Annotated in this window: 25 protein-coding genes and 1 pseudogene; 7 read left to right on the top strand and 19 right to left on the bottom strand. The window is 53.0% G+C overall.

All coding sequences use genetic code 11. The features are described from left to right. The first annotated feature begins 34 nt into the window (after window positions 1-34). Window positions 35-1,657, top strand: a complete 1,623-nt coding sequence (locus PBA01S_RS10000) for a response regulator (RefSeq protein WP_127575901.1) — start codon at window positions 35-37, stop codon at window positions 1,655-1,657. Here the strand turns inward: PBA01S_RS10000 and PBA01S_RS09995 are convergent, their stop codons facing one another. From PBA01S_RS09995 to PBA01S_RS09945, 11 genes are all read right to left on the bottom strand, one after another. Next, entirely contained in the window at window positions 1,658-2,629 is a 972-nt protein-coding gene (locus PBA01S_RS09995; protein ID WP_164744137.1) for an ABC transporter permease, read from the bottom strand. Window positions 2,630-3,051: 422 nt separating this feature from the next. Beyond that, on the bottom strand, window positions 3,052-4,140 hold the full coding sequence (locus PBA01S_RS09990; protein ID WP_016313166.1) for a Gfo/Idh/MocA family protein: 1,089 nt from the start codon (window positions 4,138-4,140) through the stop codon (window positions 3,052-3,054). Further along, complete coding sequence (locus PBA01S_RS09985) at window positions 4,137-5,171, bottom strand: helix-turn-helix domain-containing protein (protein ID WP_127575899.1); 1,035 nt, start codon at window positions 5,169-5,171, stop codon at window positions 4,137-4,139. Before PBA01S_RS09985 ends, PBA01S_RS09990 begins: the two co-directional genes overlap by 4 nt. 38 nt (window positions 5,172-5,209) lie before the next feature. Next, window positions 5,210-6,199 (bottom strand): Gfo/Idh/MocA family protein, encoded by a 990-nt coding sequence (locus PBA01S_RS09980; protein WP_028539586.1) that lies wholly within the window; start codon window positions 6,197-6,199, stop codon window positions 5,210-5,212. 241 nt (window positions 6,200-6,440) lie between these two features. After that, window positions 6,441-8,060 (bottom strand): chaperonin GroEL, encoded by a 1,620-nt coding sequence (gene groL / locus PBA01S_RS09975; RefSeq protein ID WP_016313169.1) that lies wholly within the window; start codon window positions 8,058-8,060, stop codon window positions 6,441-6,443. Between the two features lie 57 nt (window positions 8,061-8,117). Next, complete coding sequence (groES, locus tag PBA01S_RS09970) at window positions 8,118-8,399, bottom strand: co-chaperone GroES (RefSeq protein WP_016313170.1); 282 nt, start codon at window positions 8,397-8,399, stop codon at window positions 8,118-8,120. A gap of 1,391 nt (window positions 8,400-9,790) precedes the next feature. Further along, entirely contained in the window at window positions 9,791-10,549 is a 759-nt protein-coding gene (gene tatC / locus PBA01S_RS09965; RefSeq protein WP_016313172.1) for a twin-arginine translocase subunit TatC, read from the bottom strand. A 107-nt stretch (window positions 10,550-10,656) separates the two neighbouring features. Continuing rightward, window positions 10,657-10,878 carry a twin-arginine translocase TatA/TatE family subunit gene (locus tag PBA01S_RS09960; protein WP_016313173.1) on the bottom strand — a complete coding sequence of 74 codons (222 nt, stop codon included), beginning with the start codon at window positions 10,876-10,878 and terminating at the stop codon, window positions 10,657-10,659. A 168-nt stretch (window positions 10,879-11,046) separates the two neighbouring features. Next, window positions 11,047-11,532, bottom strand: a complete 486-nt coding sequence (locus PBA01S_RS09955; protein WP_009226288.1) for a MogA/MoaB family molybdenum cofactor biosynthesis protein — start codon at window positions 11,530-11,532, stop codon at window positions 11,047-11,049. Window positions 11,533-11,667: 135 nt separating this feature from the next. Next, the gene (gene moaC, locus PBA01S_RS09950) at window positions 11,668-12,132 is read right to left on the bottom strand and encodes a cyclic pyranopterin monophosphate synthase MoaC (RefSeq protein WP_036701359.1); all 465 of its coding nucleotides are present in this window, start codon (window positions 12,130-12,132) and stop codon (window positions 11,668-11,670) included. Continuing rightward, window positions 12,119-12,796, bottom strand: a complete 678-nt coding sequence (locus PBA01S_RS09945; RefSeq protein ID WP_127575898.1) for a 5-formyltetrahydrofolate cyclo-ligase — start codon at window positions 12,794-12,796, stop codon at window positions 12,119-12,121. The genes moaC and PBA01S_RS09945 overlap by 14 nt, the downstream gene beginning before the upstream one ends. A gap of 264 nt (window positions 12,797-13,060) precedes the next feature. On the opposite strand from PBA01S_RS09945, the gene PBA01S_RS09940 reads away from it, so the two are divergent. The 4 genes from PBA01S_RS09940 to PBA01S_RS09925 all read left to right on the top strand — a co-directional run bounded on the left by PBA01S_RS09940 (window position 13,061) and on the right by PBA01S_RS09925 (window position 17,959). Next, complete coding sequence (locus tag PBA01S_RS09940; RefSeq protein WP_085169909.1) at window positions 13,061-15,028, top strand: ABC-F family ATP-binding cassette domain-containing protein; 1,968 nt, start codon at window positions 13,061-13,063, stop codon at window positions 15,026-15,028. 547 nt (window positions 15,029-15,575) lie between these two features. Beyond that, window positions 15,576-16,457 (top strand): hypothetical protein, encoded by an 882-nt coding sequence (locus tag PBA01S_RS09935; protein WP_127575897.1) that lies wholly within the window; start codon window positions 15,576-15,578, stop codon window positions 16,455-16,457. 161 nt (window positions 16,458-16,618) lie between these two features. Further along, window positions 16,619-17,563 carry a cysteine synthase A gene (gene cysK, locus PBA01S_RS09930; protein ID WP_085169890.1) on the top strand — a complete coding sequence of 315 codons (945 nt, stop codon included), beginning with the start codon at window positions 16,619-16,621 and terminating at the stop codon, window positions 17,561-17,563. Between the two features lie 45 nt (window positions 17,564-17,608). After that, window positions 17,609-17,959 carry a rhodanese-like domain-containing protein gene (locus PBA01S_RS09925; protein ID WP_255315328.1) on the top strand — a complete coding sequence of 117 codons (351 nt, stop codon included), beginning with the start codon at window positions 17,609-17,611 and terminating at the stop codon, window positions 17,957-17,959. Window positions 17,960-18,057: 98 nt separating this feature from the next. On the opposite strand, the gene PBA01S_RS09920 is transcribed toward PBA01S_RS09925, so the two are convergent. The 5 genes from PBA01S_RS09920 to PBA01S_RS09900 all read right to left on the bottom strand — a co-directional run bounded on the left by PBA01S_RS09920 (window position 18,058) and on the right by PBA01S_RS09900 (window position 21,560). Then, on the bottom strand, window positions 18,058-18,510 hold the full coding sequence (locus tag PBA01S_RS09920; protein WP_127575895.1) for an NAD(P)H-dependent oxidoreductase: 453 nt from the start codon (window positions 18,508-18,510) through the stop codon (window positions 18,058-18,060). Next, the gene (locus PBA01S_RS09915) at window positions 18,483-19,292 is read right to left on the bottom strand and encodes an AAC(3) family N-acetyltransferase (protein ID WP_127575894.1); all 810 of its coding nucleotides are present in this window, start codon (window positions 19,290-19,292) and stop codon (window positions 18,483-18,485) included. Before PBA01S_RS09915 ends, PBA01S_RS09920 begins: the two co-directional genes overlap by 28 nt. 21 nt (window positions 19,293-19,313) lie before the next feature. Further along, the gene (locus PBA01S_RS09910; RefSeq protein WP_016313183.1) at window positions 19,314-19,862 is read right to left on the bottom strand and encodes a pyridoxamine 5'-phosphate oxidase family protein; all 549 of its coding nucleotides are present in this window, start codon (window positions 19,860-19,862) and stop codon (window positions 19,314-19,316) included. A 46-nt stretch (window positions 19,863-19,908) separates the two neighbouring features. Then, entirely contained in the window at window positions 19,909-20,322 is a 414-nt protein-coding gene (locus PBA01S_RS09905; RefSeq protein ID WP_016313184.1) for a DUF6157 family protein, read from the bottom strand. Window positions 20,323-20,465: 143 nt separating this feature from the next. Continuing rightward, on the bottom strand, window positions 20,466-21,560 hold the full coding sequence (locus tag PBA01S_RS09900) for a ParM/StbA family protein (RefSeq protein ID WP_016313185.1): 1,095 nt from the start codon (window positions 21,558-21,560) through the stop codon (window positions 20,466-20,468). Window positions 21,561-21,780: 220 nt separating this feature from the next. Between PBA01S_RS09900 and PBA01S_RS09895 the strand changes: the two genes are divergently transcribed. Both PBA01S_RS09895 and PBA01S_RS09890 read left to right on the top strand, forming a co-directional pair. Beyond that, window positions 21,781-22,800, top strand: coding sequence for a M23 family metallopeptidase (locus tag PBA01S_RS09895; protein WP_016313186.1), 1,020 nt, complete (start codon window positions 21,781-21,783; stop codon window positions 22,798-22,800). Window positions 22,801-22,803: 3 nt separating this feature from the next. Continuing rightward, window positions 22,804-23,289, top strand: coding sequence for a bactofilin family protein (locus PBA01S_RS09890; protein WP_016313187.1), 486 nt, complete (start codon window positions 22,804-22,806; stop codon window positions 23,287-23,289). Between the two features lie 71 nt (window positions 23,290-23,360). Here PBA01S_RS09890 and tsaD read toward each other — a convergent pair whose 3' ends face one another. The 3 genes and pseudogenes from tsaD to PBA01S_RS22760 all read right to left on the bottom strand — a co-directional run. Then, on the bottom strand, window positions 23,361-24,401 hold the full coding sequence (gene tsaD, locus PBA01S_RS09885; protein WP_127575893.1) for a tRNA (adenosine(37)-N6)-threonylcarbamoyltransferase complex transferase subunit TsaD: 1,041 nt from the start codon (window positions 24,399-24,401) through the stop codon (window positions 23,361-23,363). Next, entirely contained in the window at window positions 24,395-24,901 is a 507-nt protein-coding gene (gene rimI, locus PBA01S_RS09880; RefSeq protein WP_036625180.1) for a ribosomal protein S18-alanine N-acetyltransferase, read from the bottom strand. Before rimI ends, tsaD begins: the two co-directional genes overlap by 7 nt. A gap of 18 nt (window positions 24,902-24,919) precedes the next feature. Next, a pseudogene (locus tag PBA01S_RS22760) lies at window positions 24,920-25,350 on the bottom strand (tRNA (adenosine(37)-N6)-threonylcarbamoyltransferase complex dimerization subunit type 1 TsaB); the annotation flags it as partial.

The following is a 25,350-nucleotide window of genomic DNA, read 5'->3' as shown; positions in this document are numbered from 1 at the left end:
GTCGCTATCGTAAACCACGGGAGGAAGTGATCGTATGATTAAAATGCTGATTGCCGATGATGAGGCACTCGTCTGTATCGGCCTGCAGTCCATGCTCAAATGGGAAGATTATCAGATCGAAATCGTGGGCATTGCCCACAACGGTGCTCAGGCAGAGGAAATGATCGAATCGTTGCGTCCTGACCTGGTCATTTCCGACATTAAGATGCCGGTCAAAACCGGTCTGCAGGTCGCTGAATCCGTACGCGACAAATATGGCCGGATACCGCTCTTCATCTTCTTAACGAGCTATGAGGAATTTGAATACGCACGTCGCGCCATTCATCTTCAGGCAGCGGATTATTTAGTCAAGCTGGAGCTAACCCCGCAGATCCTGGCCGAATCCGTTCAGAAGGCCGTTGCCATGTTGGGGGAATACCAAACCGTGGAGAGTTACCCGAGTATGCTGTACCGCAGCAATTTGCATGCGCTGCGCGATAAATTTTTTATCCGACTGTTTAATCAGCTGTTCGAGAACAAAAATCAGTTCCTGCTGCAACGAGACGATCTTGAGCTGGATTTATCCGCTCCTGCCCACCTCGTCTGCTCCTGCCGGATTCAGGGACCGGAGAGCGTCCCTCCGCGCGGGGATAAGCTGGTCGCTTTGTGCTCCAGCACGGTGCAGATGGCTAAGGATACACTCGCCTCGTCGCGGCCCTGCTTCGTAACCAGCCTGGATTTGCGGAACTTTGCAATTGTGCTGCCCCTGTCAGATCCAGATCCGAACCACTGGATGCCGGAAGTGGAGGAGCTCCTGCACCATATGGCAGAGGTGCTCCATTCCTATTTCAATGTAAAAATCATCGGCGCGGTTGGGAATGCCGTGGAGGACCCGTACCTGCTGCATGTAAGCTACCTGGCTGCCCGGCGGGCGTTGCCGTTTGCCCTCGATCAGCAATCGTTTGTCTTCTTCACCCAGAGCGAAGCGGAGAATCTCGCTTCCCCAGGAGTCGATGCCATCGTCTCCCGTTCGGAGATCCGCCGCGCCTTTGAAGAACTGGATACCCACGCATTGCACACCATGATCACGAATCTCATTGATCGGTTTAATGGCCGGCCGGAGTTACTTGTACCCGCTACCGATGCGGCTTGCAATATTTTATATATGGCCACCTCTTTGCTGGCAGACGGCGAGAACGTGGTTGAGCAAATTTTCGAGAATGAGCCGGAGGGGTACCGCGCGATCTATAAAAAGCAAACAACCCAAGGCGTGATCGATTGGCTCGTGCAATTTCGGGACGGTTGCTGCGAAATCCTGTCTTCCCGCAAACAAAGTTACAAGGAGCAAATCGTGCGGAACGTGCAGGACTATGTGAAACGGAACTTGAACAGTAAGCTGTCCTTAAATCAGGTGGCGGATGTTTTTAACTTCAGCCCCAATTACTTAAGCCATCTCTTCTCCAAAACGGCCAAAATCAATTTCGTGGAATACGTCACGGAGACTAAAATCGCAGCCGCTAAGGAAATGATGGTTCGCGGTGAAGGGCGCATTTATGAAATCTCGCAGAAGCTGGGGTATGAAAGTGCGTTTTATTTCAGCAAAGTGTTCAAAAAAGTAGAAGGCATATCGCCGCGGGAATTTATTCAGCGCATGAACAGCTCGCTGCCTTCCAGCTGATCAACGCCGCAGAACGCTTTTTCGATGAATCTTCACCCGAGGATCGACGATTGTATAGAGCAGGTCAGCCAGAAAGTTGGCAACCACCACAAATGCAGAGATGATTAAGATGATCATGAGCAACACGGGATAGTTCCGGGATTGCGCGGAAAATACCGCCAAGCTTCCTATACCTCCCCAGTTAAAAACATTCTCGACCACCGCGGCACCCGATATCAGGGTCGGCAAATCCAGCATGATGATGGTAATGACGGGGACTACAGCGACTCTTAATGCATGTCGATAGGTGACTCTTCGTTCCGAGACCCCTTTCGCGCGGGCCAGACTCAGAAATTCGGAAGGCAGCACCTCAATCATGCTGGTGCGAACCATTTTCATATAATAAGCAATCAGTCCGATCGTAACTGTGGCCACGGGAAGAACCATGTGGTAGATAAGATCAATCCAGTCCCCCTTTTTGTTTGGAGCATGCATGCTGCTTGGCGGGAACCAGAACAATTTGAAGGCAAAGATGTCCTGCAGCCAGTGCCCCAACACAAACACGGGAATGCTGTAACCAACCAGGCTCAGGATCAAACCTAGTTTATCCGATAGCCCGTCCTGTCGTTTACTGTTATAAATGCCCCACGGTATAGCAATCAGCAAAGCAATGAGAAATGACGTACCCAATAAGTAAAAGCTATTCCAGAAATATCCCCAGATATAACTACTAATCGGTGTGTGATAATAATCCAGACCAAAGTTTCCATGCAGAAGGTCATTGATCCACCGGAAATATTGCTGGTAGATCGGCAAGTCCAGACCAAAGAGGTGCTTCTGTTCGTTCGCAAATTGAATTTGCTCTTCGGTCATCCCAATGCTAAGGGTCCACATATTCCCTGGCATCAGGCGCATCGCACAAAAACAAACGCTCATAACGATAAATAACACAAACACCGATTGAATAGCTCGACGAATCAGATAAGTCCACATTTGCATCCTCCCGAACCCCAATTTGTCACTTATTCTAACATAGATCATTTGAAATATGGCATTTATTTTTGTAAATCGAGTGTTAAATATTCAAAATTTTCATAATATGTTAGATGAGAGAGAATTCCTAAGACAATGTAAAACCAGCCCTAATGCAAAATTTTGTTGATTGAATAGGTTATTTACATTGCCTCACTGCGCCTTTTTCTCTTCACAACTCCATCACGATTATGTCAGAATACTTCCCATAGTTAGAATGGCTGTGTTATCTTAAATATCCCACCTTTTCCATGAGATTCCTTATATTGTTCAACATGAAGTCGGTTGAATCCTGCATTCCCCCTCATTTTTGCGACATCGCATAAACAGCCCCTGCCAAGAAGCGCAGGGGCTGTTGAGATAAAACGAATATAGATGAAAGATTAATCATTCCGCGGGAGTTCTACAGACACCTCGCGCCCCGCTTCAGCGGAACGCAGCACGCCGTCAATGATCGCTTGTTGGATCAAAATTTGCTCGCCGGGGATCGGTGCAGGACGACCGTCGCGCACCGCTTCAGCAAAGTCCCGGACCTTCTCATCGAACAAGTTCAGTTTGTGCTCGATGAGTGGAATCGGCGTCTGGGTATTCCGACCGTATTCGTCGTGGTACAGCGTAACCGAACCTACCGCACCGTCCCATACACCAGACCAAGGACCGCTGCCTGCCGGTGTAACCTTGAGTCCCGCATCGGTACCGAGGAACATCGTTGCGCCTAACGTGTCCATGTGCATGGCCCAGGAGATTTTGAACTGCAACACCAGATCGTTCTCGAAGCGAACCATCGCCACACCGAAATCCTCCACTTCAAACTTGGATGCTTCGGGATGGTAAAGCGGATTGCGGCCGAAATGGTTCGACGTAAAGGCAGATACCGTGAGCGGACGAGGATAACCCAGCGTATTTAACGCCATATCCAGCGAGTAGCAGCCGATATCCGCCATCGCCCCGGCTCCAGCCAGCTTCTTGCTGATAAACGTGCCTCCCGGCATACCACGCCGGCGGCCGCCGCCCGTCTCGGCGTAATAGACCTTGCCTAACCGACCGGATTGCACAATTTCCTGCAACAGCTTCATATTCGGGTCATAGCGGGGCTGGAACCCGATCGTTAACATGTTGCCGGTGTCGCGGGCCACTTGCGTCATCTCCAGCGCCTCCGCTAACGTGACGGACATCGGTTTTTCCAACAACACTTGCTTGCCTGCCTTCAGCGAATCCACCGTTGTCTCGTGATGTGAGACGTTTGGCGTACAGATGCTGACGGCGTCCAGCTCTTGCTCGAGCAGCTTGCGATGGCCGTCATAGGCTGCCGCTCCGTCCAATTGCAGCGCCTCCACGAAATCCGCGGCTTTGCCGGGAATCACGTCGGCGACTGCCACGATCTCTACGAACGGAAGCTTCCGGTAAGCCGATACGTGGGCTTTGGCAATTCCGCCGCTTCCGATAATGCCGATACGTACATGTTTACTCATATGCTCGCTTCCTTCTCTCGTTTGGAATGGGGCGCCGAATGCTCGCCCGCGTGCATTTTGCGGTACGCGCTTGGCGTTACTTCATACTTGCTCTTGAACACCGGGTACAGATAGTTTGGATTCGCGAAACCGTGGGCAATGGCGATCTCCTCAATCGCTTTGTCCGTCAGGAGCAGGTCCGAACAGATCGCGGTCAGCCGCGTATGCTCCAAATAATCGCGGAACGTCGTCCGCCCTTCACTTCGGAAGATCCGCTGAAGCTGCCGCGGGCTGATCCCGATGGCTTCTGCAACCTGTTCCAGCGAGATCGGCATGCTTTCGTTGTCCTGAATGTATTGCGTGGCCAACTTGTATCGATGGAAGCTCATATCTCTCTCAGGAATTCCCGTTCTGTCATCGGCCCGGTCCAGCACGCGAACGGTGCGCAGCAATATCTGCACGATTTCCTGCTTCAGCAGCGTGTAGAAGCCGATCGGTTGTTCCTCCAATATACGATACGCTTCCAAAAAACCACTCATCGCATGGAACCGGTCAACGACCGGTGCGACGGGCAAACGATCCAACGAGGTGATGCACTCCTCCGCCTCCGCTGCCTCCAACTCGTCTCCCCAGCCGCCAGGTTGGCCACCCGCCTCCAGCGGCTCGATCTCCAAATGAAGGCATAGTTCATACATTGGATCTTCCGGGTCCGACTCCTGATAATGCACCAGGTCCGGTCCGGTCAAATAGAACATGCCCTCGTGGAGATCATAGGTCTGGTCGACGAGAATGACTTTGCCTTTGCCTTTCGGAATATAATGAAATTCATAGCCCGAGTGCTTATGAAACTGAATGATATGTCCAGGAGGAAACGAGGCCAGATGGCAGCGCAGCACGCGAATGCCGTAACCGCCCCAGCGGAATTGCAGCTCCAGTCGGTCGAGTGCATCCTGTCTTTCCGCCATTCTGGCGTACGGAAAAGGACTCGCGCTCCCCGCCGTTTTACGGTCAGTTGGCTTCTTCCCTGTCGATTCGCGATGATCTGCCCGCATCTTGATCCCTCTTTTCCTTCAATGGTCATCTGTTATGTTTATTCAGCCAGTTCGTCGATCCGGATCGGCCGGCCTTCCGCTACCGAACGATTCGATGCTTCCATGAGTTTAGTCAGATCCACAGCTGCTGCGATATTGTCCGTCGCCTCGGTGCCTAGCTTGATATGTTCCACCCATTGGCTGAAGGCATAAGGTAATCGGTCATCCAGTTCCAGCTTCTCCCACTGTTCGCTGCCGCCGTTGTAACGAACGACTGGAACTTCATCCGGGAATCCGTACAACAGCGTGCCTTCCGTTCCGTGAAGCTCGATGGAGAACGGCGAGTGGCTGTTCACAAAGCCCGCTTCAACGATGCCAATCGCCCCTTCCGCATAACGCAGAATGGCTACGGCGTTGTCTTCGACTTCCTTCCCTGTCACATAGCCGAAATTCGCACTTACACTCTCTGGCATCCCCAAGAAACGCCGCACCAGGTACATCGGATGGCAGCCCAAATCGATAAGGGCACCGCCGCCACACTGCTCCTTCGAGAAGAAATGTTCAGGCAGCCAGTTCGCCGTCGCGCCGTTATGCGACAGCCGCACCCGTGCCATCGTCAGCTTGCCGAGCTTACCGCCTTGGAGCACCCGATCAATCGTCTGCGTGTAACCGTCATACAGGCGCGGCAGGGAAACCATCAGCCTCACGCCCGCTTTTCGAACCGCAGCGAGAATATCCGAAACTTCCTTAGCCGTAGGGGCAATAACTTTCTCCGTGAAAATATGTTTACCTGCCTCCGCCGCCTTCACCATGACGTCGCGGTGCATATTCGTTGGTGCATCCACAATAACCGCGTCGATGTCGTCCTGCGCAAGCATCTCATCCAGTGAAGCATAGTACGGTACTCCATACTGCGCCGCTTTGGCCTGCCCGCGTTCGGGAAGTTCATCCCAAATCGCAGCCAGCTTCGTCTCAGGATGCTCTAGTGCCTGCTTCGTGTAATCTTCTGCATGAACGTGCCAATAGCTGATTTTGCCAATGCGAATCATTTGTTAGTAAGCCTCCTTGGCATTTGACTTAAAATATACGACAACATAGACAGATTACACAACTTTTATAGCCATTATAATGAGTTTTCGTGCCATTTGAACTATAAATTGACGACATGGTGATAATCGTGGATTGGATCCCGCTGTAATCTACACGGAGCGTCCATTTGCATATTATAAGAAGACAAAAAAGAGGCCTCTCAAAAGAGAGACCTCTTTAGGCTAGACTTTATAGCCTATCTTACATCATGCCGCCCATACCGCCCATGTCTGGAGCAGCTGGTTTTTCTGGTTCTGGTTTGTCCGCGATCACGGCTTCAGTTGTCAGGAACAGGCCTGCAACGGAAGCTGCGTGTTGCAATGCGGAACGAGTTACTTTCGCAGGGTCAACGATACCTGCTTCGATCATGTTCACCCATTCGCCAGTAGCCGCATTGTAGCCGATGCCAACTGGTTCTTTCTTCAGGCGATCCACGATAACGGAGCCTTCTTCGCCAGCGTTTGCAGCGATCGTACGAACTGGCTCTTCCAGAGCGCGAAGCACGATGTTAACGCCCGTTTTTTCGTCGCCAGTTGCTTCAACCGCAGCTACTGCATTGTATACGTTCACGAGGGCTACGCCACCGCCGGAAACGATACCTTCTTCAACAGCTGCACGCGTAGCGTTCAGTGCGTCTTCGATACGCAGTTTGCGTTCTTTCAGTTCAGTTTCCGTAGCTGCACCAACTTTGATAACGGCTACGCCGCCAGCCAGTTTAGCCAGACGTTCTTGCAGTTTTTCTTTGTCGAACTCGGAAGTCGTTTCTTCCAGTTGCGCACGGATTTGGTTTACGCGAGCATCGATGTCGGCTTTGTCACCGCTGCCGTCCACGATGGTCGTATTTTCTTTCGTAACGATAACTTGACGAGCGTTACCCAATTGCTCGATCGTCGTGCTCTTCAGATCCAGACCAAGTTTCTCTGTGATCACTTGGCCGCCAGTCAGAGCAGCGATATCTTGCAGCATCGCTTCACGACGGTCGCCGAAGCCAGGAGCCTTAACAGCTACCGCGCTGAACGTACCACGCAGTTTGTTCACGATCAGCATGGCTTGAGCTTCGCCTTCGATGTCCTCAGCAATGATAAGCAGCGGTCTGGATTGTTGTACGATTTTCTCCAGAATTGGCAGGATTTCTTGCGTGCTGCTGATCTTCTTGTCGGTGATCAGGATGTATGGATTTTCAAGTACGGCTTCCATTTTGTCCGTATCTGTAATCATGTAAGGAGATACATAACCGCGGTCGAATTGCATCCCTTCAACCACTTCAAGCTCCGTTGCAAAGCCACGGGATTCTTCAACCGTGATTACGCCGTCTTTACCTACTTTCTCCATCGCTTCAGCGATCAGTTCGCCAACTTCTTCGTCAGCCGCGGAGATTGCAGCAACTTGAGCGATCGATTGTTTGCCTTCGATCGTTTTGGAGATCTTCTTCAGTTCTTCGACTGCAGCGCGAACCGCTTTGTCGATCCCTTTACGCAGGCCGATTGGGCTAGCGCCGGCAGTAACGTTCTTCAGACCTTCACGGATCAGGGCTTGTGCCAGAACCGTTGCCGTTGTCGTACCGTCACCGGCTACATCATTGGTTTTCGTCGCAACTTCTTTAACGAGCTGAGCACCCATGTTTTCAAAGGCGTTTTCCAGTTCGATTTCCTTTGCGATCGTTACGCCGTCATTCGTGATGAGCGGGCTGCCGAATTTCTTCTCCAGTACAACGTTGCGGCCTTTAGGACCGAGCGTTACTTTTACTGCGTTTGCCAAAGCGTCAACCCCACGAAGCATCGCGTGGCGGGCGTCTTCACTGAATTTAATCTCTTTTGCCATTGTTCAATTACCTCCCATATAGTTGTGTAGATATTCGTTCAGATACGAATCGGCGGATTAGCCGATGATCGCGTGGATGTCGCTTTCTTTCATAATCAAATATTCTTTGCCTTCGTATTTCACTTCAGTGCCAGCATATTTGGAGAAAATAACGCGGTCTCCTTCTTTCACTTCCAACGGAACGCGGACGCCATCTTTCAAAGTTCCGCTGCCAACGGCGATGACTTTACCTTCCTGTGGTTTTTCTTTGGCTGTGTCTGGAAGCACGATGCCAAATGCCGTTGTCTCCTCTTGCTCGATCGGTTGCACGAGAACGCGTTCACCTAAAGGTTTGATCATGAAAAAACAGCCTCCTTTAAATATGTGGTGTTATGTGTAGATGTTGTCATTAATATTAGCACTCGATCATCCCAAGTGCTAACAACCACTTTTATATTACTCAAGTTGCGAATAGATTTCAAGTTCCTTTGTACAAATTTTTTTCTTTGTTTCATAGGATTAATAGCGTGCCCTTCCCATTGTATCCTTGCACTTGGATAAATATTCCGAAGGAATGGACGAGCATGGTCTGCGGGCTTGGTGCCGGGGGATTGGGCCGCAAAAAAGAGGGGAGATCACCGTACAAAGTTCACGTCCATCTTGGGGAGTTTAGGGCGGCGAAAAGGGCTAGTTTGCAGCCCTCTTCAGGGTTAAGGATGCACAACACCCCCTGTTTTAGACGAAATAGCGTAGCTGGCAAGCGTTGGAGCGCAGGTTCGCTGTGGCTGCAGGTTTCTCGGCTGTTGTTGCTGTTGTTGCCACAGTCACAGTCACTGCCAATAGTCACTGTCACTGCCACAGTCACTTCTGTCACTATTCCTGCAGTTCTTCTGTTGTTGATCCGCAAGTGACTCTGATGCCGCTAATTTTAGTTACTCCGCGAGTTCCCAATTGCCAACTCATTACGCTACCGCCGCGCAAGTTACTTTTACTGTTCTAGTTGCGCCTGACTGCGCTTACCTGCTCCTAGCCCGCCGGGCGCCGTGATCTGTGCCGGCTAACGCTTGCCACAGCGCTTATTTCGGCCAAATGAGGGGAATTTCTTTTCTAACGCTTGCCAGCGAGCTTATTTACTCCAAAGGGCCCCGTTTCGAGGGCGAAACCGGCAATTAAGCTCTCTCATCAGCGTTAGATTCTCATCGCCCCCGTTTTGGGCCCAATAGCGTTGCTGACAAGCGTTAGCGCGCAGGTTCACCTCTGCGCCTGACTTCGCTTACCTGCTCCTAGCCCGCCGGGCGCCGTGATCTGTTCCGGCTAACGCTTACCACAGCGCTTATTTCGGCCAAATGAGGGGAATTTCTTTTCTAACGCTTGCCAGCGAGCTTATTTACTCCAAATAGCCCCGTTTCGAGGGCGAAACGGGCAAATAAGCTCTCTCATCAGCGTTAGATTCTCATCGCCCCCGTTTTGGGCCCAATAGCGTTGCTGGCAAGCGTTAGCGCACAGGTTCGCCTCAACGGTGTTCGCCGGAGCCCATCAACGCACACAAGTTCCCTCACCGAGTCAGCGGCCCCCTCACCGCGAGATCGACTCGCTTACATGGCAGCGGCTCGCTCAGGCTACAGGGCTTTCTCGCGCGCTGGACGGCGACTCCTCCTCCACTACTGCCGCCCACACAGCACTCGCCAACCAAGCCAAGCCCTGCCCGGCCAAAAGAAAAACGCGCCCCACTTACGCAAAGGCGCGTTCTTTCATTTATACATTTCCGCTCGTGCCGCATCCGCCGCCTGCTGCTTCGCATATACCCGTTTGGACAAGAGCACGCTCAGCTCATAAAGCAGAATCAGCGGGATCAGCACCAGGAAGGCAGAGAACAAATCCGCCGGCGTGATCATCACCGAGATGACCACAAGTGCGAAATACGCGACCCGGCGCATCTTCTTCAGCCGCATCGGCGTTAAGATTCGCAGCTGCGTCAGAAACAAAATAATCAACGGCAGCTCGAACAACAACGAAATCGGCAGCACGATATTGGTCAGAAATTTGAAATAGTCCGCCATTCCGTAGGTCTCGACGAGTCCCAGCTCTTTATTTAATGAACCGGTGAACGTCATCGCCAGCGGGAATACCACATAGTAACCAAAGGCCAGACCTGCCAGAAAAAAGACGAACACATACGGGATATACCTCGCGGTCGCTCGGCGTTCCTGGGGCTTCAAGCCGGGGCTGACAAACGCCCATACCTGGTACAACGTAAAGGGCAGCGTGATCCCAAAGGCAACCAACATCGCAATTTTCATATACACGCCAACGCCGTCCCAGAACGAAAACGCGTTCAATTCGATGGTCACGCCGGATAGGGCGTTTCTCGTCAAGAAGTGATAGATCGGATCAACGACGAAAAAAGCCGCCACCAGCACCACGACAAACACGATGCAAACCGCTACCAATCGCCGCCGCAATTCGGTTAAATGATCTACGAGACTTTGCGCTTTGTCTTTCTCCGACATCTCAGGTTCTCCTTTCCCCGCCGGGCTTCCCTTCCCATCTCAAGCAAAATCCCTCCGCTAAGGAAGGGATCAAGGTTACGTCTATGCAACTGATTGGCTGCTCCCGATTATTCGGGAAGACGGCGGTCGTCCGGTTTGGGACCCTCTACCTGTGGTTGCGGTGCGGGCTCCGCTCTTCTGGCTTCCGGCTGATCATCAACGATATCCCGGGTAGCCTCCTTGAATTCACGGAACGTGCGTCCAACCGCCCGCCCCAGATCAGGTAATTTATTTGGACCAAATAACAGCAACGCCGCGATCACAATCAACAAAAATCCGCCTGCGCCCATGGGAAATCTCCTTTCGTTACAGCATTGAAATCGACAAGGTCTTCCAATAAAAATCACTCGCCCACATCATACCATAACGAATATCACAGTTACAGTCTATTTCTTTAACAACTTCGCGAAGTAGTAGAAAAATAAGTCCCGTAATTGTGTAACGAACAGAACATCGAACTATAAACGGAATTGTCCCGTTACCATCAGCAGCGCTTCCGGCAGTTGATCCATGATCGCTGCCAAATTTTCATGCACTCCTTTAGGCGTTCCCGGCAAGTTCACAATCAGCGTCCGTCCGCGAATGCCCACGATTCCCCGGAACAACATCGCCGCAGGGTTCTTCTGCATTAATCGGTACCGCATGGCCTCTGCCATCCCGGGCACTTCACGTTCGATTACCCGGCGGGTGGCTTCCGGCGTCACGTCCCGAATCGCCAGCTCCGTCCCCCCTGTTGTCAGCACCAAATCAGCGTGAAAATAATCGGTCATTTCAATCAATGCGGCGATAATTTCATCCGGTTCATCGGGGACAATCCGGTATTCCACGATCTCGCCGCCCAATTCTTCCTCCACCAGCTCACGGATTACTTGGGCGCTCGTATCTTCACGTTCTCCCCTTGCTCCTTTGTCGCTGGCGGTAAGGATCGCTGTTTTCCAAACCATGAAGTCACCCTCCTCATCCATATAGGAACTCCCTTTGAAGTCCAACGTAATGCCGGATCATGTCGATTCATGCTGATTTTCAACTGCAAGCTTATCTTCTTTATCTATATCAAAATCTAACAGCCGCCGCAAATATTACGAACGCACATAATCTCCGCTTTTGCCGCCGGATTTCGAACGCAGCAGCGTCGGACCGATAACCATGTCCTTTTGCAGCGCTTTGCACATGTCATACACGGTCAGCGCCGCAGCCGACACCGCGGTGAGCGCCTCCATCTCCACGCCGGTCTTGCCTTCCGTCTTCACCGTGGCTTCAATATACAGCTCGTCCCGTCCATTGTCGCCAAACGTAATGTTGACGCCGGTGAGCGCCAGCGGGTGACACATCGGAATCCAATCGGACGTCCGTTTGGCCCCTTGAATCCCAGCGACCTGGGCGACGGCGAGCACATCCCCTTTGCCAATCCGACCTTCCTTAATCGCCTCGAGGGTGGATGGGAGCATGGTGATTTTCGTCTCTGCCACGGCGACGCGAACGGTTGCTGATTTCCCGGAAATGTCCACCATCCGGGCGCGTCCTTGTTCATTAAAATGCGTCATGCCTTGCCCTGATTCCGAGTTTGCCAAGCTTATCACTACTTTCCTTCATATATATCGTTCCTTTTGCCGTAAACAGCAGATCCAAGCGGAAGTCATGCGATTCCATCGGGATCGCCTCCGGCAGGATCAGCTCTTCCAGGGCGAGGGCGCCGAGGACAACCTGGTTTAAGCCGCCGCTGCGGCGAGCCAATTCGTCGATCAGGCGATCGTAATACCCGCCGCCAAATCCGATGCGCCCTCCCTTCAGATCAAAAGCCAGCCCCGGAACCACAATCACATCGATCTCGGGATAGAGCTCGGGAGGCCAGATGACCGTATGCGCAGCCGGCTCCAGAATCCCCCAGGTACCTGGCACTAAGTCAGCCATTCCGGTCACCTCATGCAACGTTAGGCTGCGCTGCGCACCAATCTTCGGCACAAGCAACCGGTCTCCTTGGGCCTGGCAGCTGTCCATGAAGGCCAGCGTATTCGGCTCATCCCGGAAAGAAACGTAGCAGAATACGTTTAATTTCCCGCCGCTCTGCGCCCGCAAGGGGCTTAGTACCTCCAGCTCCGCCATTCGGCTGGCGGCCAAGGATTGTTCCGTACGGGAAGCTTCCGGGATTTCGGCGCGAACCGCCAACATCCGCTGGCGCAGCTCTTTTTTGGCATCCGTTGGCTCCATATGAAACCTCCCTTTCCGCTCCTGCCTTCCATTAGCCGGCCTTCGTTCAAGTGGCTTGGACGAACCCGGCTGATCTCTTCCTTAGTGTATCATTGTTATATCAAAATGAAAACTAATGCATCCGCTTTGCAAAAGCTGAACTTTCAAGCAATCAGCGATGCATTTCGCGTTGGTTTCATGTACACTGAAGGTACGTGTTTCACCAAATCTATCACATTTATCATGCACGGACTGCAAATCTTTTTTTGGAGGATCGAAACCGTTATGCTGCTTCAAGCTTCGAACATTACAAAATTATACGGCGTGACCCCCGTGCTGGAAGGCATAAACCTTCAGGTGCTTGAACGGGACCGGATCGGTCTTGTAGGCGTCAACGGTGCGGGCAAATCGACGTTTCTGCAAATTTTAGCCGGCGAACTCTCTTATGATGGGGGACAAATTTTCAAAGCCAAAGAAACGACGATCGGATACTTAGCGCAAAACAGCGGATTGCAATCGGATCGCACCATCTGGGAAGAGATGCTGGCGGTGTTCGCCCCGCTCATCGAAACGGAACGTGAGCTGCGCCGAATGGAAGAACAGATTGCTGATCCGGAACTGGCCCGGGATGAGAAAGCGCATCAGGAATTGCTTGACCGCTATGCGCTGAAATCCGACTGGTTCAAAGACCACGGCGGCTATGAAATGGAAACTCGCATCCGTATGGTACTGCACGGCATGGGATTTGGCGATTTTCCACCGGACACACCTATCGCAACATTAAGCGGCGGACAGAAAACCCGGCTCGCCCTTGCCCGAATCCTGCTTCAGGCCCCTGACCTGCTGATGTTGGACGAACCAACCAACCACCTTGATATCGCAACGTTAACCTGGCTTGAAGACTACTTGCGCAATTATTCCGGCGCCCTGCTGGTCGTCTCGCATGACCGGTATTTCTTAGATCGGCTCGTCACAGCCATCGTGGAGATTGAACGCCATCAATCGCGCCGCTACACAGGCAACTACAGCCGGTATATCGAGTTGAAGGCGGCGGAGTACGAAAGCCAGCTGAAGCAATATGAGAAACAACAGGATGAAATCGCCCGGATGGAAGCATTTATTCAGAAGAACATCGTTCGAGCTTCCACAACGAAACGGGCGCAAAGCCGACGTAAAGCGTTAGAGAAGATGGAAGTTCTCGATCGTCCGCTCGGCGACCCAAAACGCGCAAGCTTCTCCTTCGAAGCCGAAGTGATGACGGGGAAAGAAGTACTGCACGTCAACGGCCTGTCCTACGCGTTTGCGGACAAGTCCAAACCGCTGTTCCAAGACGTCAACTTCGACCTGTACCGCGGCGAAACCGTTGCTTTGATCGGACCAAACGGGATCGGGAAATCTACCTTATTAAAAATTCTGACTGGTGAGCTGAAGCCAACCGATGGGACCATTACCTGGGGAGCTAAGGTCAAGATTGGCTATTACGACCAGGAGCAAACGCATCTGAACCCGGCCAACACCGTATTGGAGGAAGTGTGGAGCGCATTTCCACATATCGAAGAAGCCCGAATTCGCAGCGTACTGGGCAATTTCCTGTTCAGCGGTGACGACGTGCTTAAGAAAGTAGCGGCGTTAAGCGGCGGTGAGAAAGCTCGGGTGGCGCTGGCCAAGCTGATGCTGCTAAAAGCCAACGTCCTGATTCTGGACGAACCGACCAACCATTTAGACCTATTCAGCAAGGAAGTGCTGGAGTCCGCATTAATGGAATACGATGGAACGCTCCTGTTCATCTCCCATGACCGTTACTTCCTGAACAAGATGGCCGAGCGGATTGTCGAATTGCATCCGAACGGGGCAGAACATTTCCTGGGTAATTATGATGATTATTTGGCGAAAAAACAGGAGCTGGCTGAACTCGCCGCCGATCAGGCGATAAATGGAACTGCGAAGGTGTCCGTAAATTCCGCTCAGAAGCAGGCCGAGCCGGAGGCACCTGCCGCCAAGTCCGGTGCTGCTTCCTATGAAGCCGATAAGCAGGCCAAACGGGAGGAACGAAACCGCCAACGCCGCATCGAGCAGCTGGAGGCGTTGATCTCCAAGTTGGAGGATGAAATCGCCCAACTCGAAAGCGAACTGGCCCTTCCTGAGGTGTATCAGGACTATACCGCAGTTCAAGAGCGACAAGACGAGATTGACCGTCGGAAAGAGCAGCTTTCCTCCGCATATGAGGAATGGGAAGCGCTGGCCGAGGGGTAGGCTCACAAATTTTTAGCAAATGTTCATTTTTTCTCGTTCAAGTTATTCACAACTTTATCCCCATTATGCAGAATCGTTGATACTTCAAAACGGCCCGCTGGGCCGTTTTTTTGCAGGGATATCGTCGTTTTTTGTCGCATGCTAGTTTTATCCACTAAATTATTCACATTATCCACAGTTTTCTGAAAATATAACTTATCGTTTTCTGAAACCAGATTCATCGACCGACACACCGCGCTTTCATCCAATTTTCGCAAAGAAAGCTAACAAGCTGTGGATAACCTTGTCCACAACTTGACAAAACTTTCGTCTTAGGTCTATCTCCTCAACTTTCTCCAAGCTCATGCTTTGCTTCCCAACCATCCCAAGCTTCTGATGCTTCCCTCCCATTTTTCTTCCATTTCGCTATCATCTCGGCTTCACGCCCTTTGAAACCATTCGAAATGCCTATTGCCCTGCCCATTTTAAAATCTTTATGATCTCTAATAGAGTTGCGGCCGAAAAAACACATACGCCGTCAAATATTCACCGAAAAGGAGAGAATGGAATGAAATTTGTCAAATGCGCTTCAATCGCCGCACTAGGCGTCAGCCTCATCTTTGTGGGAGGATGCCAAATGCTTGGCACATCCAAAGGCGCTTCTTCCACGACTTCCCCTTTTACGGAATCCAAGCTGCCTGGCGGAGGGCTGGCCCTTCCGGAAAATGAACGGCTTCATCTGTCAACGAATAAGCAATGGATCGAAAGTGAAGGTCATCTGTCCGACCTGATTCGTCTTCAATGGACAGGAGACCGCGCCAAACCGGCTATCGCCTGGGCCGATGAGCAAGGCAAAGACAAAACCGCGATTATCTCGCATGATAAAGCGAACAATCCGGAACAACATGATCATAAGCATATTTCGATTGAAACCACGATGTCGCCGACTGGGGAATATAAAGATCAGCTGTTTACCCGCCTGGAGATTCCTTATGATACCGACGTTGCGGAGATTCGTACCCATTCGTCCAACTTCAACGTCATGGACGGCATTTTGCGGGTAGCTGGCGAAGGCAATCGGGACGTGCAATTCGCCGTCACCGGTAAGGATAATGCCACGACTCCGCTTTGGAGCCTGCGCGCCAACAGCGCTGAGCTTAGCGGCAATAACGCTGGAGCGGATTTTAACCTGATCCGTTATTCAGACGAAGGAGAAGCGATCGACAGCGTGCTTACGGTCAAACGGGAGAACGGCCAAGTTGGCATCGGCACAGACGACCCACAAAGCGCCTTGGATATCCAAGGGGATCGCATCCGTATTCGCGAATCCCACACTCCGGCTTCCTCCAAGGCTCCGGGGAATCCTGGAGATATCGCTTGGGATGAGAACTATATATACATCTGCGTGGCCAAAGACACTTGGAAACGGACCGCTTTATCCACTTGGTAAAGCGAACACTTCAATCTAACTCAATCCGAATCTGCCGGGCCCCATACGTTGGGTTACCCGGCTTTATTCTGCTCTTAAAAGGCGCTTGCTTGAAACCATAGGAGGTTCCCGGGTAGAATAATAAAATAACTTTAAATTTTAGAGATAGGGGCCAAACCGCCATGACTCGTAAAACAGTCCAAAACGTCACCGAGCTGATCGGCGAGACTCCGGTCGTCAAATTAAACCGGCTCGTCTCACCGCAGGAAGCAGACGTCTACGTCAAGCTGGAGTTTGCCAATCCGAGCGGAAGCGTCAAAGACCGGGCGGCTGCCCATATGCTGCGGACGGCTGAACAAGCAGGCCGGCTCGCCCCCGGCGCTACGATTATTGAGCCGACCAGCGGGAATACGGGGATTGGGCTGGCGATGAACGCCGCAGCCAAGGGGTACCGGATCATTCTGGTCATGCCGGACAACATGACAAAGGAACGGATTCGCTTGCTGGAGGCATACGGAGCTGAGGTCGTGCTCACGCCTGCAGCCCAGCGGATGCCCGGGGCGATTGCCAGAGCCAAAGAGCTGCTGGCCCAGATCCCCGGCAGCTTTATGCCGCAGCAGTTCCAGAACCCGGCAAATCCAGACATCCACCGGCTGACAACCGGGCCGGAGATCGTGCAGCAAATGGAAGGCCGGCTCGACGGGTTTGTCGCCACGGCTGGGACAGGCGGCACGATTACCGGAACCGGGGAATATTTGCGGAGTAAGATCCCAAACCTTCATATCACCGTCGTTGAGCCGCAAGGATCTCCAGTGCTCTCCGGCGGAGAACCGGGCCCGCACAAGCTGGTGGGAACCAGCCCCGGGTTTATCCCGCCGGTGCTGAATACCGCCATCTATGACGAGATCGTCCAAGTCAGCGATGAGGATGCCCTGGAAACGACCCGGCGCTTGGCCGCTCGCGAAGGCATCCTAGTTGGACCGTCGTCCGGGGCATCGGTCTGGGCGGGGATCCAATTGGCCAGACGTTTAGGCCCAGGCAAACGCGTATTATGCATCGCACCGGATACCGGAGAGAGATACTTGAGCATGGGGATATTTGACGAGCCGACAGGTGCCGGAGGTTAAACGAAAGAAGAAACTATCCTACTCATGGAAAAGAGGACTGATACCATGCCCCAAATGATCGGAGGCATCTCCCATATCGATAAGGACGAATTGCACGCCTTGCTTCAGGATCCCGCCAACGAGACGATCGTAATCGATGTGCGTGAACCATTCGAGTATGAAGCCGGCCATATTCCCGGGATTCCCCTGATCCCGATGGGGGACATTCCGGAGCGGATGGATGAGCTCGATCCGAAGCAGGAATATGTGTTTGTGTGCCGCAGCGGTTCACGCAGCTATGAAGTTGCCAGTTTCTTGCAGGCGCAGGGCTTTGAACGGGTTCACAATTTTCTAGGCGGGATGCTGGGTTGGGACCTTGAGGTCGAATACGGAATCGACGAGGATTCATCACATTAATTATCGTTATACCCAGCAGAACATGATCCTCAAGCTAAATTAGAGGGACCGTCCCGAAGAGCGCTTCTGACCTCTTCAGGACGGTCCCTTTTTTAAAATCAATGGACGAGCACGGCTCGGGGGGACCGGATGAATTCCATGTACTTTGCGGCCGTTTCGGCCAACTCCGCCGCACTCGCACGCTTGACACCATAAGCCACGAATGCCGGAAGCAGGGTTCCGTTGCATCGGGCTAACGTTTTTTCGATCGGTCGCAAGAACTCGCTGATCGTAGACGAGTTATCGCCGCCTGACCTGTAGCTGACTTCCGTTCCGCCAGTCATAATGGCGAGCATAAACTCTTTGCCAAGCAGGTTCTCTCCCCCAGGGCCATAAGCCCAGCCGAAAGTCAGGACATCGTCAAACCACTTCTTCAGCAGAGGCGGACAGCTGTACCAATAAAACGGGAACTGGAACACAATTCGATCGTATTGGAGCAGTATCCGTTGTTCTTTTTCTACTTCACCACGGAATAACCCGTAATTTATGAAGTCCGATGGCGCTCCAGCCATCCTACTGCATAATCCACCAGCTCCCGTTGAGGCATCAGGAGCGCAGTAGCCCCGGCAACTTGTCCCTGCTTCACCAACCCGGTGTCCCGCGCAAAGTCGGCGCCCAACCGCTCAAAATCATCCGAATTGTACTCCAGCTCGGTAAACTCTACCCAGCGTCTTTCCCCATGAACCCGCATCGGGGCCTTAGCCGTGTAGATCTGTTTGCCTGGATAGTTCGCCCGACATTCCGCCAAATGGATCGACGTATTGTTTTCGTGCCCTACACCAAGCAGCAAAACTTCTCCACCCAGCTCGTAAATTCGCGCCAGCGGCGAGCGCTCACCGAGCCCATACTCCAAACCGTGATCGGCGGTGATCTTCAGCGCCTCGCGGCCTCTTGCCGCAAACGACACCTGCGGATGACCGCTGCGTATTGTACCTTGCTGCCGACGAAAGGTGTCCGGAATGACGCCCATGTACCACAGCGGAGTCAGATCGGGATCGTATGCCGGCATCTGCTCACGGATCGTATCCCACCATGCCTGAGGTACCGGCGGATTCTGCCAGCGGGACGGATCGCCAAGGTCGTTGGAATGGGTAGGCATCACCAAGGTGCCTTGCTCCCCAAGCGCTGCCTCCAAAGCGAGCACAACCGCCGTCGGACCACCGCACACCCATTTTCCTAACGATTTAAACGAGGAATGAACAAGCAACGTGGTGCCTTCCTTTACGCCCAGCGCCTTCAAATCCGCCCGCAGCGTCTCCACTGTGTACAATTCCCCTTGAATTTCCTCCACCATGTTTTATCTCTCCTATATACTTTATTCCGCAAAAGACGACGGCAAGCCGTCCAAGCTGACCGCGTTCTTCTGGCGGCGGTAATCCGCTAGCCCGGTGTCGCCTTTGTTATCTGCCCATTTGATTAAGGTTTCGCGATCCCCTTCATAGCTGAACAGCGGAACGCCAAAGCCGCAGGAGGTTTGAACGCCGTAGACGGACACCAGAATGATTTGACGTGCTCCATTCAATTTAGGAAAAAGTCCCTCAAGCCGATCCCACTCCTCCGATCCCGGTAGAGACACCCGGCCTTTACCATATAAACGCAAAATCAGCGGTTGGCCTTCAAAGGCGGCAAACATGATCGTTATCCGGCCATTCTCCATCAGATGGGCTGCCGTCTCGTTCCCACTGCCCGTCAAATCCAAATAAGCAACCTCGTTAGGCGAAAGAATCCGCAACGCATCATACCCTTTGGGCGACAGGTTCACATGCCCCTCGGCACTTAGCGGTGCGGAGCCCACAAAAAAGAGATGCTGCCGGTGAATAAAAGCTTCATGTTCCGGCAGCAGCGAATCAAACATTTTCCCCATTCCAATCCCTCCACAACGGCTCTAATGTTTGCCGACTATAGCTAGTTTACTTCCGGCTCGACCTCATTGCATTCAGCTGCTGAAGCTCGGTTGAGGCAGCAAACCGTTGGTACTCCGGCGATTCCATGCCATAGATCGCAATCTTCCCTTGCTCATCGTAATGAACACCCCAGCCATATTTCTTAGGGAGCATCGAAGCCCGCAGGCAGGGGTGAGACTTGCTGAACAGCTCCTCCCAGATCTCTTCTCGGCGTTCCCGAACGATCGTCTCCGGAATCTGCTTGTGACGGATATGGACCTCGAACAGCAGTTCCTCATGATTGTACCGGTACGGAGCTTGGGAGAGCAGCTCATATTGAATCAGATGGGCTGGTTTTGCAGCTCTTGTCGACACCGGGACAATCCCGCGGTCGACGGGACAATCGGCTGATACGCGAATAAAGGCATTTTTGTAGCTCAAAGCTCCCAGCCTCCTTCGGTTTTTCCTTATTATACCTGAAGGATGAAATTTAAAGAATATGCCCTCTACTCCGCCCTATTGTGCTCGATTTTTCGCATAAAAAATCCGGCGGTCCTTTCACCGCCGGAACAAAACTCCGTTGCTTACGCCGGGTTAGGTTGTTGGCCAGCCTTGTTCTTAGCCAGCTTCAAGTAACCCATTACGTTCAGAATCTCACTGTTCTCTTCAAACCGCAGACGCATCGGGCCAGCCGCTTCGATCAGGTACGATTTCAACGCTGCTGCGCCGCCGCCCAGGACGTAGAAGCACTCGATATCCGGGTATTTCTTCCACCGCTTGCGGATCAGATCCACCAACTTCTGCGCCGCCCGGCTGAAATACATATCCACGATCGGACGAATATCCGCTTGTCCTTCCCCTACTCTTTGAATGACGAACTCACGGTTGCGAATGCGCCCGATCAGCTTCGTACGGCTCGGGAAGCGATAACCGAACTGGTCCTCCACATCGCGAATAATCGAATCCAGATAGGTAGCGAGGCCAAACTGTTCGCCAGTACTGAACTGATTATCGATATTCATCCGCTTCACCACCGGGAAGTCCGTGGTCAAAGCGCCGATTTCACAAATCCCGATGCAGCCGTTTTGCAGCTCTTCATTCCGCATTTGAAGCGTATCATTGGTAGCCAAATGGAACAAAGCGGCCGCACCTTCGACCGAAACGATCGTACGACGGATGTTAATACGTACCGTGCGCCCCCGCAGCTCCGGCGTGGACAAGAACGTCACTTCATGCTCCCCGGTTAACCGCTCTTCGAACGCTTGATGGAAGGCTACATACGTGCGGACCGGCAATCCCGTGCCCAGGATGTATTCCACCTCTTCGATTCCGGCGCCCGTAGTCGGATAGGTCTGCCCGGCAAGGGCCGCATAGGCTAGCGCGGTCAGCGCTACGACCAGAGACTGGTCGCTGGTCGCCTTGTTGTCCGTTTCCTCCAGCTCCGAGTTGTCCTGGTCCTCCATCGCCAACAGGCCTACAAAATACCGCTGGTTGTTTCGCTTTAATTTAGGGCTATAGACTCGAACATCCAGCGCTTTCAGCGGAGAGTCCTCTTCTTGCAGCACATGTCTATCATATCCGGGAGAAACGATACTCGGAATAATGATCGGTTGTTGCGAACCGTCAACTACTACCTTAACGCTGTCATTGCCAACGTCGATTCCGGCAATTCTGATCATAATTACCTCCTCACCTATAGGAAACAAGTCATTTCCAATCATTTCTCTTTTCGCTTCCCTTCGACAAAATCCTGCTTCCCCCGTGAAAATAGTTACAATTTTTTTTAAAATGAAAAAGGGATTTGCCACAATTTGCCGAAATAGTTGTATTGGCATTAATTAGGTATGATCTTGGTCCTACATCATAACAGGCTCAACTCAAGAAGATCAGGAGGAAGAAATGAAGTTTCGATTCAAAAAGAACGTGAACCGGCGTTACACGCTGCTCGTTGTACCGGAAGGTACCAGCCCCGTGTTCCGTTTCAAATTTCGCTTGTTCTACTTACTGGCCGTTTTGGCCGCCACAGCGGTGCTGCTCACTTCGGTACTGGTTCTCTATGCGATGAACCGCACCCATACGAACCGGATCGGGACGCTAGAAGCCCAGTTGTCAGATTCGTCGAACCAGTTCAGGAACACCGTCGTGAACAAGGAACAGGAGATTGACCGGCTGTTAAACGAACTGATGGAGCTGTCGGAAAAATCGAAATCGATCGAGTCGAAGATGAGCGAGCTTGAGCAATTGGAAGCCGAGCTTCAATCGCTTACGAACGGCGGCACCGGCAAAAAGAAGGACAAAACCGCAGCCGCTGCCAACGCTCCAGCGAAGACCTCTCTCACTGCCGAAGGCGGAGTTGGCGGAGAATCAATTCCGCTGACCGATCAGGACATCGCGAATCTCGTTCAGGAGACGAAGGAGAGCATTATGACCTCCTTAAATGAGATGCCCGGCTTACAGCAGCGGCTGGAGCAGACCAAGGTAGCCGTCGAGGAATACAAGGCGCTGATGGCGATCTTGCCAACCTATTGGCCTACGGTATCCACTCGAATTACCTCCGAATATGGGGAACGGGAAGATCCGTTTACCGGGAGGTTAACGAAGCATGCCGGTATGGACATCGGGGGAAGTATCGGCGATCCCATTTATGCTGCAGCCAACGGCAAAGTCATTGAAACCGGACGCACCAGTGCTCGCGGCAACTATATTACGATTTCGCATCCCTCGGGCTTAAAAACCAACTATATGCATTTGAGCAAAATATTGACCAAAGTGGGCGACACCGTCAAACAAGGCGACATCATTGCGGAGCTGGGCTCCACTGGCCGCAGCACCGGCCCCCATCTGCATATTGAGGTCGTTAAGAACGGCAGTACGGTCGACCCGGCCGATTACCTTAGAAAACCCGGAGAGGAAGATTAATTCATGAAGTTAAGGAATAATACCAAATCCGTGAAGCTGGACCCAAACACGACAGATACGCTGATCGGGGAAGGCAGTATTTTTGAAGGAAAAATCCGCTCGGATGCCGGCGTGCGCATCGAAGGACAAATCACCGGCGATATCGAGTGCGAAGGAGATGTGACGGTTGGGGAGAAGGGCGTGGTCCATTCCAATATTTTAGCCCGCAATATCATCATCGCCGGTACCGTCAACGGCAACGTCCATGCGAAGAACAAGCTGTCCATCACATCGAAAGGCAAGCTGTTCGGGAACATGGTCGCCTCCTCCCTCTCCATTGAAGAAGGCAGCGTGTTTGAAGGAACCAGCAAAATGGGCGGAGCGGACAAGGTCGACAACGCCGCATTGAAAGAAACTGCGGCAACAACGGCGACGGCGAATCCCGAAACAACCCCTTCTGCCAAAAATAACACCAAACAGGAAAACGACAACGTTTATAAAACCTGGTGATCCCAGGAATCAAATAAGAAAAAGGCTGGACAAACTGTCCGGCCTTTTGTTTTGCGATGGCTCGGTTGAACCTACCCCTGGCTGACAGACCAGCCCTCCAGCGAAAGGGAAGGCTCCGCTTTCAGCTCCAGATCGGAAAATTCAGCGCTGCGCCATTTCAAATAGGCGGCAGCGCCAATCATCGCGGCGTTGTCGGTACAATACTTCAGCGGTGGGATCAACAAAGCGATGCCTTCGCGCTCACAGCGCTCGGTCAGTGCCGCACGCAGCCCGCGATTCGCAGCGACGCCCCCGCAGAGCAGCAGTTGGCGGGAGCCGGTTGCCTTGACCGCGCGGATCGCTTTTTCCACCAGCACTTCGATGACCGACTCTTGGAATCCGCGAGCAATCGCTGCTTGGTAGCCGTCCTCCCCGCGCATTTTGTGCTGATTCACCGCGTTCAGTACGGCCGATTTGAGTCCGCTTAAGCTGAAATCGTAAGAATCCGGCTCCAGCCAAGCCCGCGGCAGCTCTTCGGCTTCCTCCGCTTCCGCAGCCAGCTTGTCCACGAAGGGACCGCCGGGATACGGGAAGCCCAGCGCCCGAGCCACCTTGTCGTAAGCTTCACCGACGGCATCATCGCGCGTCCGTCCAAGCAGACGGAAGCTTCCTTCCCGCTCCATCAGCACCAGCTCGGTATGACCGCCCGATACTACGAGCGCCATGGACGGATACACCATCTCTGCCTTCAACCGATTGGCGTAGATGTGACCAGCAATATGATGAACGCCAATCAGGGGCTTATCCCAGGCGAACGCGAGGCTCTTGGCTGCCATGATGCCAACGAGCAGAGCGCCGACCAAACCCGGCCCTTCCGTCACGGCGATCGCCGACAACGATTCCGGCGCAATCCCCGCCTCCTGTACCGCTTCCTCCAGCATTCGCGTAATGCTCTCGACATGCTTGCGCGAAGCGACCTCCGGCACCACGCCGCCAAACGCCCGGTGCGTTTCAATCTGACTGGCGATCAGGTTGCTCAGCACCTCCGTTCCGTTCTTCACCACGGCGGCTGAGGTTTCGTCACAGCTCGTCTCCACCGCCAAAATATACACATCTTGCTCTTGCTTCACCACAAACCTTCGCTTCCTTCCCCGGTTTCCGACTGCGACCTTGGCAGCTCGCACCACATTATGATTGCATCTTCATGATTATCGGAATAATACCCTTTCCGCACGCCTGCCGGGGTAAAGCCCATTTTCTGATAAAGTGAGCGGGCAACAACATTGGATACCCGCACCTCCAGCGTCATCCGGACCATCCCCAGCTCTATGGCCCAGTCCATCATCCGACGCAGCAGCTTCTCCCCGAGATGATGCCCGCGATAAGCGGTACGAACAGCAATGTTCGTGATATGGGCCTCATCGAGGATCGTCCACATCCCGGCATATCCAATCGGTTCGCCGCGATATTCCATGATTTGATACCGTGCAAAATGGTTATGCGTTAACTCGTTACGAAACGCTTCCTCACTCCACGGAAGCGTAAACGATTCATGTTCGATCACCATGACGTCCGGCAAATCTGCGAGCGTCATGTTGCGGAATACGATATCTTGTTCCAGATCTTGTTCCAGCTTCGCCGCCCCCTCGCCTTAAGCGTTCCGCAGCCGTTTGGCTTCGGCTTCGGCCAGCTGCGTATAGTTTGGCTCCAGCGCATGGACATCGTCCGCCGGCAGCGCGGTGCGCGCCACGCCGGCGATGCCAACCCATGCGCCCTCCAGCTCGTAAGGCACGAGCTGGACGAGCTCGCCGAAGGCGGCGATCAGCGGCGCGATCGCCGCCTCATGCTTCTCGGTCTCGCCCACGAACCAGAGGCGGGCCGGCCGTTCCTCTGCGGGCAGCTGCTCCAGCTGCCGCTTCAGCTCGTCGGCCCACCCGTCCATCAGCCGGATCGCGTCGGGTTCGAGACGCTCCGGCAGGCCGCCCGGCGCTGGTGCAGCGAACAGCGCCGAATAGGCCTGGCCGCGCCGCGCATCGATCAGCGGCGCGATCCAGTGGCCGCCGGCGGCAGCGCGGCGGCCTT

The organism is Paenibacillus barengoltzii NBRC 101215, from assembly GCF_004000745.1.
Lineage (GTDB): Bacteria > Bacillota > Bacilli > Paenibacillales > Paenibacillaceae > Fontibacillus > Fontibacillus barengoltzii.
The sequence above is the reverse complement of the archived record's forward strand: the minus strand, read 5'-3'. Positions and strand labels throughout refer to the sequence as shown.

What these genes read in the sequence shown, in the direction of transcription:
- PBA01S_RS10000 (WP_127575901.1), top strand. Translation starts at nt 35, where the DNA reads ATGATTAAAATGCTGATTGCCGATGATGAGGCACTCGTCTGTATCGGC.
- PBA01S_RS09995 (WP_164744137.1), bottom strand. Translation starts at nt 2,629, where the DNA reads ATGTGGACTTATCTGATTCGTCGAGCTATTCAATCGGTGTTTGTGTTA.
- PBA01S_RS09990 (WP_016313166.1), bottom strand. Translation starts at nt 4,140, where the DNA reads ATGAGTAAACATGTACGTATCGGCATTATCGGAAGCGGCGGAATTGCC.
- PBA01S_RS09985 (WP_127575899.1), bottom strand. Translation starts at nt 5,171, where the DNA reads ATGCGGGCAGATCATCGCGAATCGACAGGGAAGAAGCCAACTGACCGT.
- PBA01S_RS09980 (WP_028539586.1), bottom strand. Translation starts at nt 6,199, where the DNA reads ATGATTCGCATTGGCAAAATCAGCTATTGGCACGTTCATGCAGAAGAT.
- groL (WP_016313169.1), bottom strand. Translation starts at nt 8,060, where the DNA reads ATGGCAAAAGAGATTAAATTCAGTGAAGACGCCCGCCACGCGATGCTT.
- groES (WP_016313170.1), bottom strand. Translation starts at nt 8,399, where the DNA reads ATGATCAAACCTTTAGGTGAACGCGTTCTCGTGCAACCGATCGAGCAA.
- tatC (WP_016313172.1), bottom strand. Translation starts at nt 10,549, where the DNA reads ATGTCGGAGAAAGACAAAGCGCAAAGTCTCGTAGATCATTTAACCGAA.
- PBA01S_RS09960 (WP_016313173.1), bottom strand. Translation starts at nt 10,878, where the DNA reads ATGGGCGCAGGCGGATTTTTGTTGATTGTGATCGCGGCGTTGCTGTTA.
- PBA01S_RS09955 (WP_009226288.1), bottom strand. Translation starts at nt 11,532, where the DNA reads ATGGTTTGGAAAACAGCGATCCTTACCGCCAGCGACAAAGGAGCAAGG.
- moaC (WP_036701359.1), bottom strand. Translation starts at nt 12,132, where the DNA reads ATGACGCATTTTAATGAACAAGGACGCGCCCGGATGGTGGACATTTCC.
- PBA01S_RS09945 (WP_127575898.1), bottom strand. Translation starts at nt 12,796, where the DNA reads ATGGAGCCAACGGATGCCAAAAAAGAGCTGCGCCAGCGGATGTTGGCG.
- PBA01S_RS09940 (WP_085169909.1), top strand. Translation starts at nt 13,061, where the DNA reads ATGCTGCTTCAAGCTTCGAACATTACAAAATTATACGGCGTGACCCCC.
- PBA01S_RS09935 (WP_127575897.1), top strand. Translation starts at nt 15,576, where the DNA reads ATGAAATTTGTCAAATGCGCTTCAATCGCCGCACTAGGCGTCAGCCTC.
- cysK (WP_085169890.1), top strand. Translation starts at nt 16,619, where the DNA reads ATGACTCGTAAAACAGTCCAAAACGTCACCGAGCTGATCGGCGAGACT.
- PBA01S_RS09925 (WP_255315328.1), top strand. Translation starts at nt 17,609, where the DNA reads ATGCCCCAAATGATCGGAGGCATCTCCCATATCGATAAGGACGAATTG.
- PBA01S_RS09920 (WP_127575895.1), bottom strand. Translation starts at nt 18,510, where the DNA reads ATGGCTGGAGCGCCATCGGACTTCATAAATTACGGGTTATTCCGTGGT.
- PBA01S_RS09915 (WP_127575894.1), bottom strand. Translation starts at nt 19,292, where the DNA reads ATGGTGGAGGAAATTCAAGGGGAATTGTACACAGTGGAGACGCTGCGG.
- PBA01S_RS09910 (WP_016313183.1), bottom strand. Translation starts at nt 19,862, where the DNA reads ATGGGGAAAATGTTTGATTCGCTGCTGCCGGAACATGAAGCTTTTATT.
- PBA01S_RS09900 (WP_016313185.1), bottom strand. Translation starts at nt 21,560, where the DNA reads ATGATCAGAATTGCCGGAATCGACGTTGGCAATGACAGCGTTAAGGTA.
- PBA01S_RS09895 (WP_016313186.1), top strand. Translation starts at nt 21,781, where the DNA reads ATGAAGTTTCGATTCAAAAAGAACGTGAACCGGCGTTACACGCTGCTC.
- PBA01S_RS09890 (WP_016313187.1), top strand. Translation starts at nt 22,804, where the DNA reads ATGAAGTTAAGGAATAATACCAAATCCGTGAAGCTGGACCCAAACACG.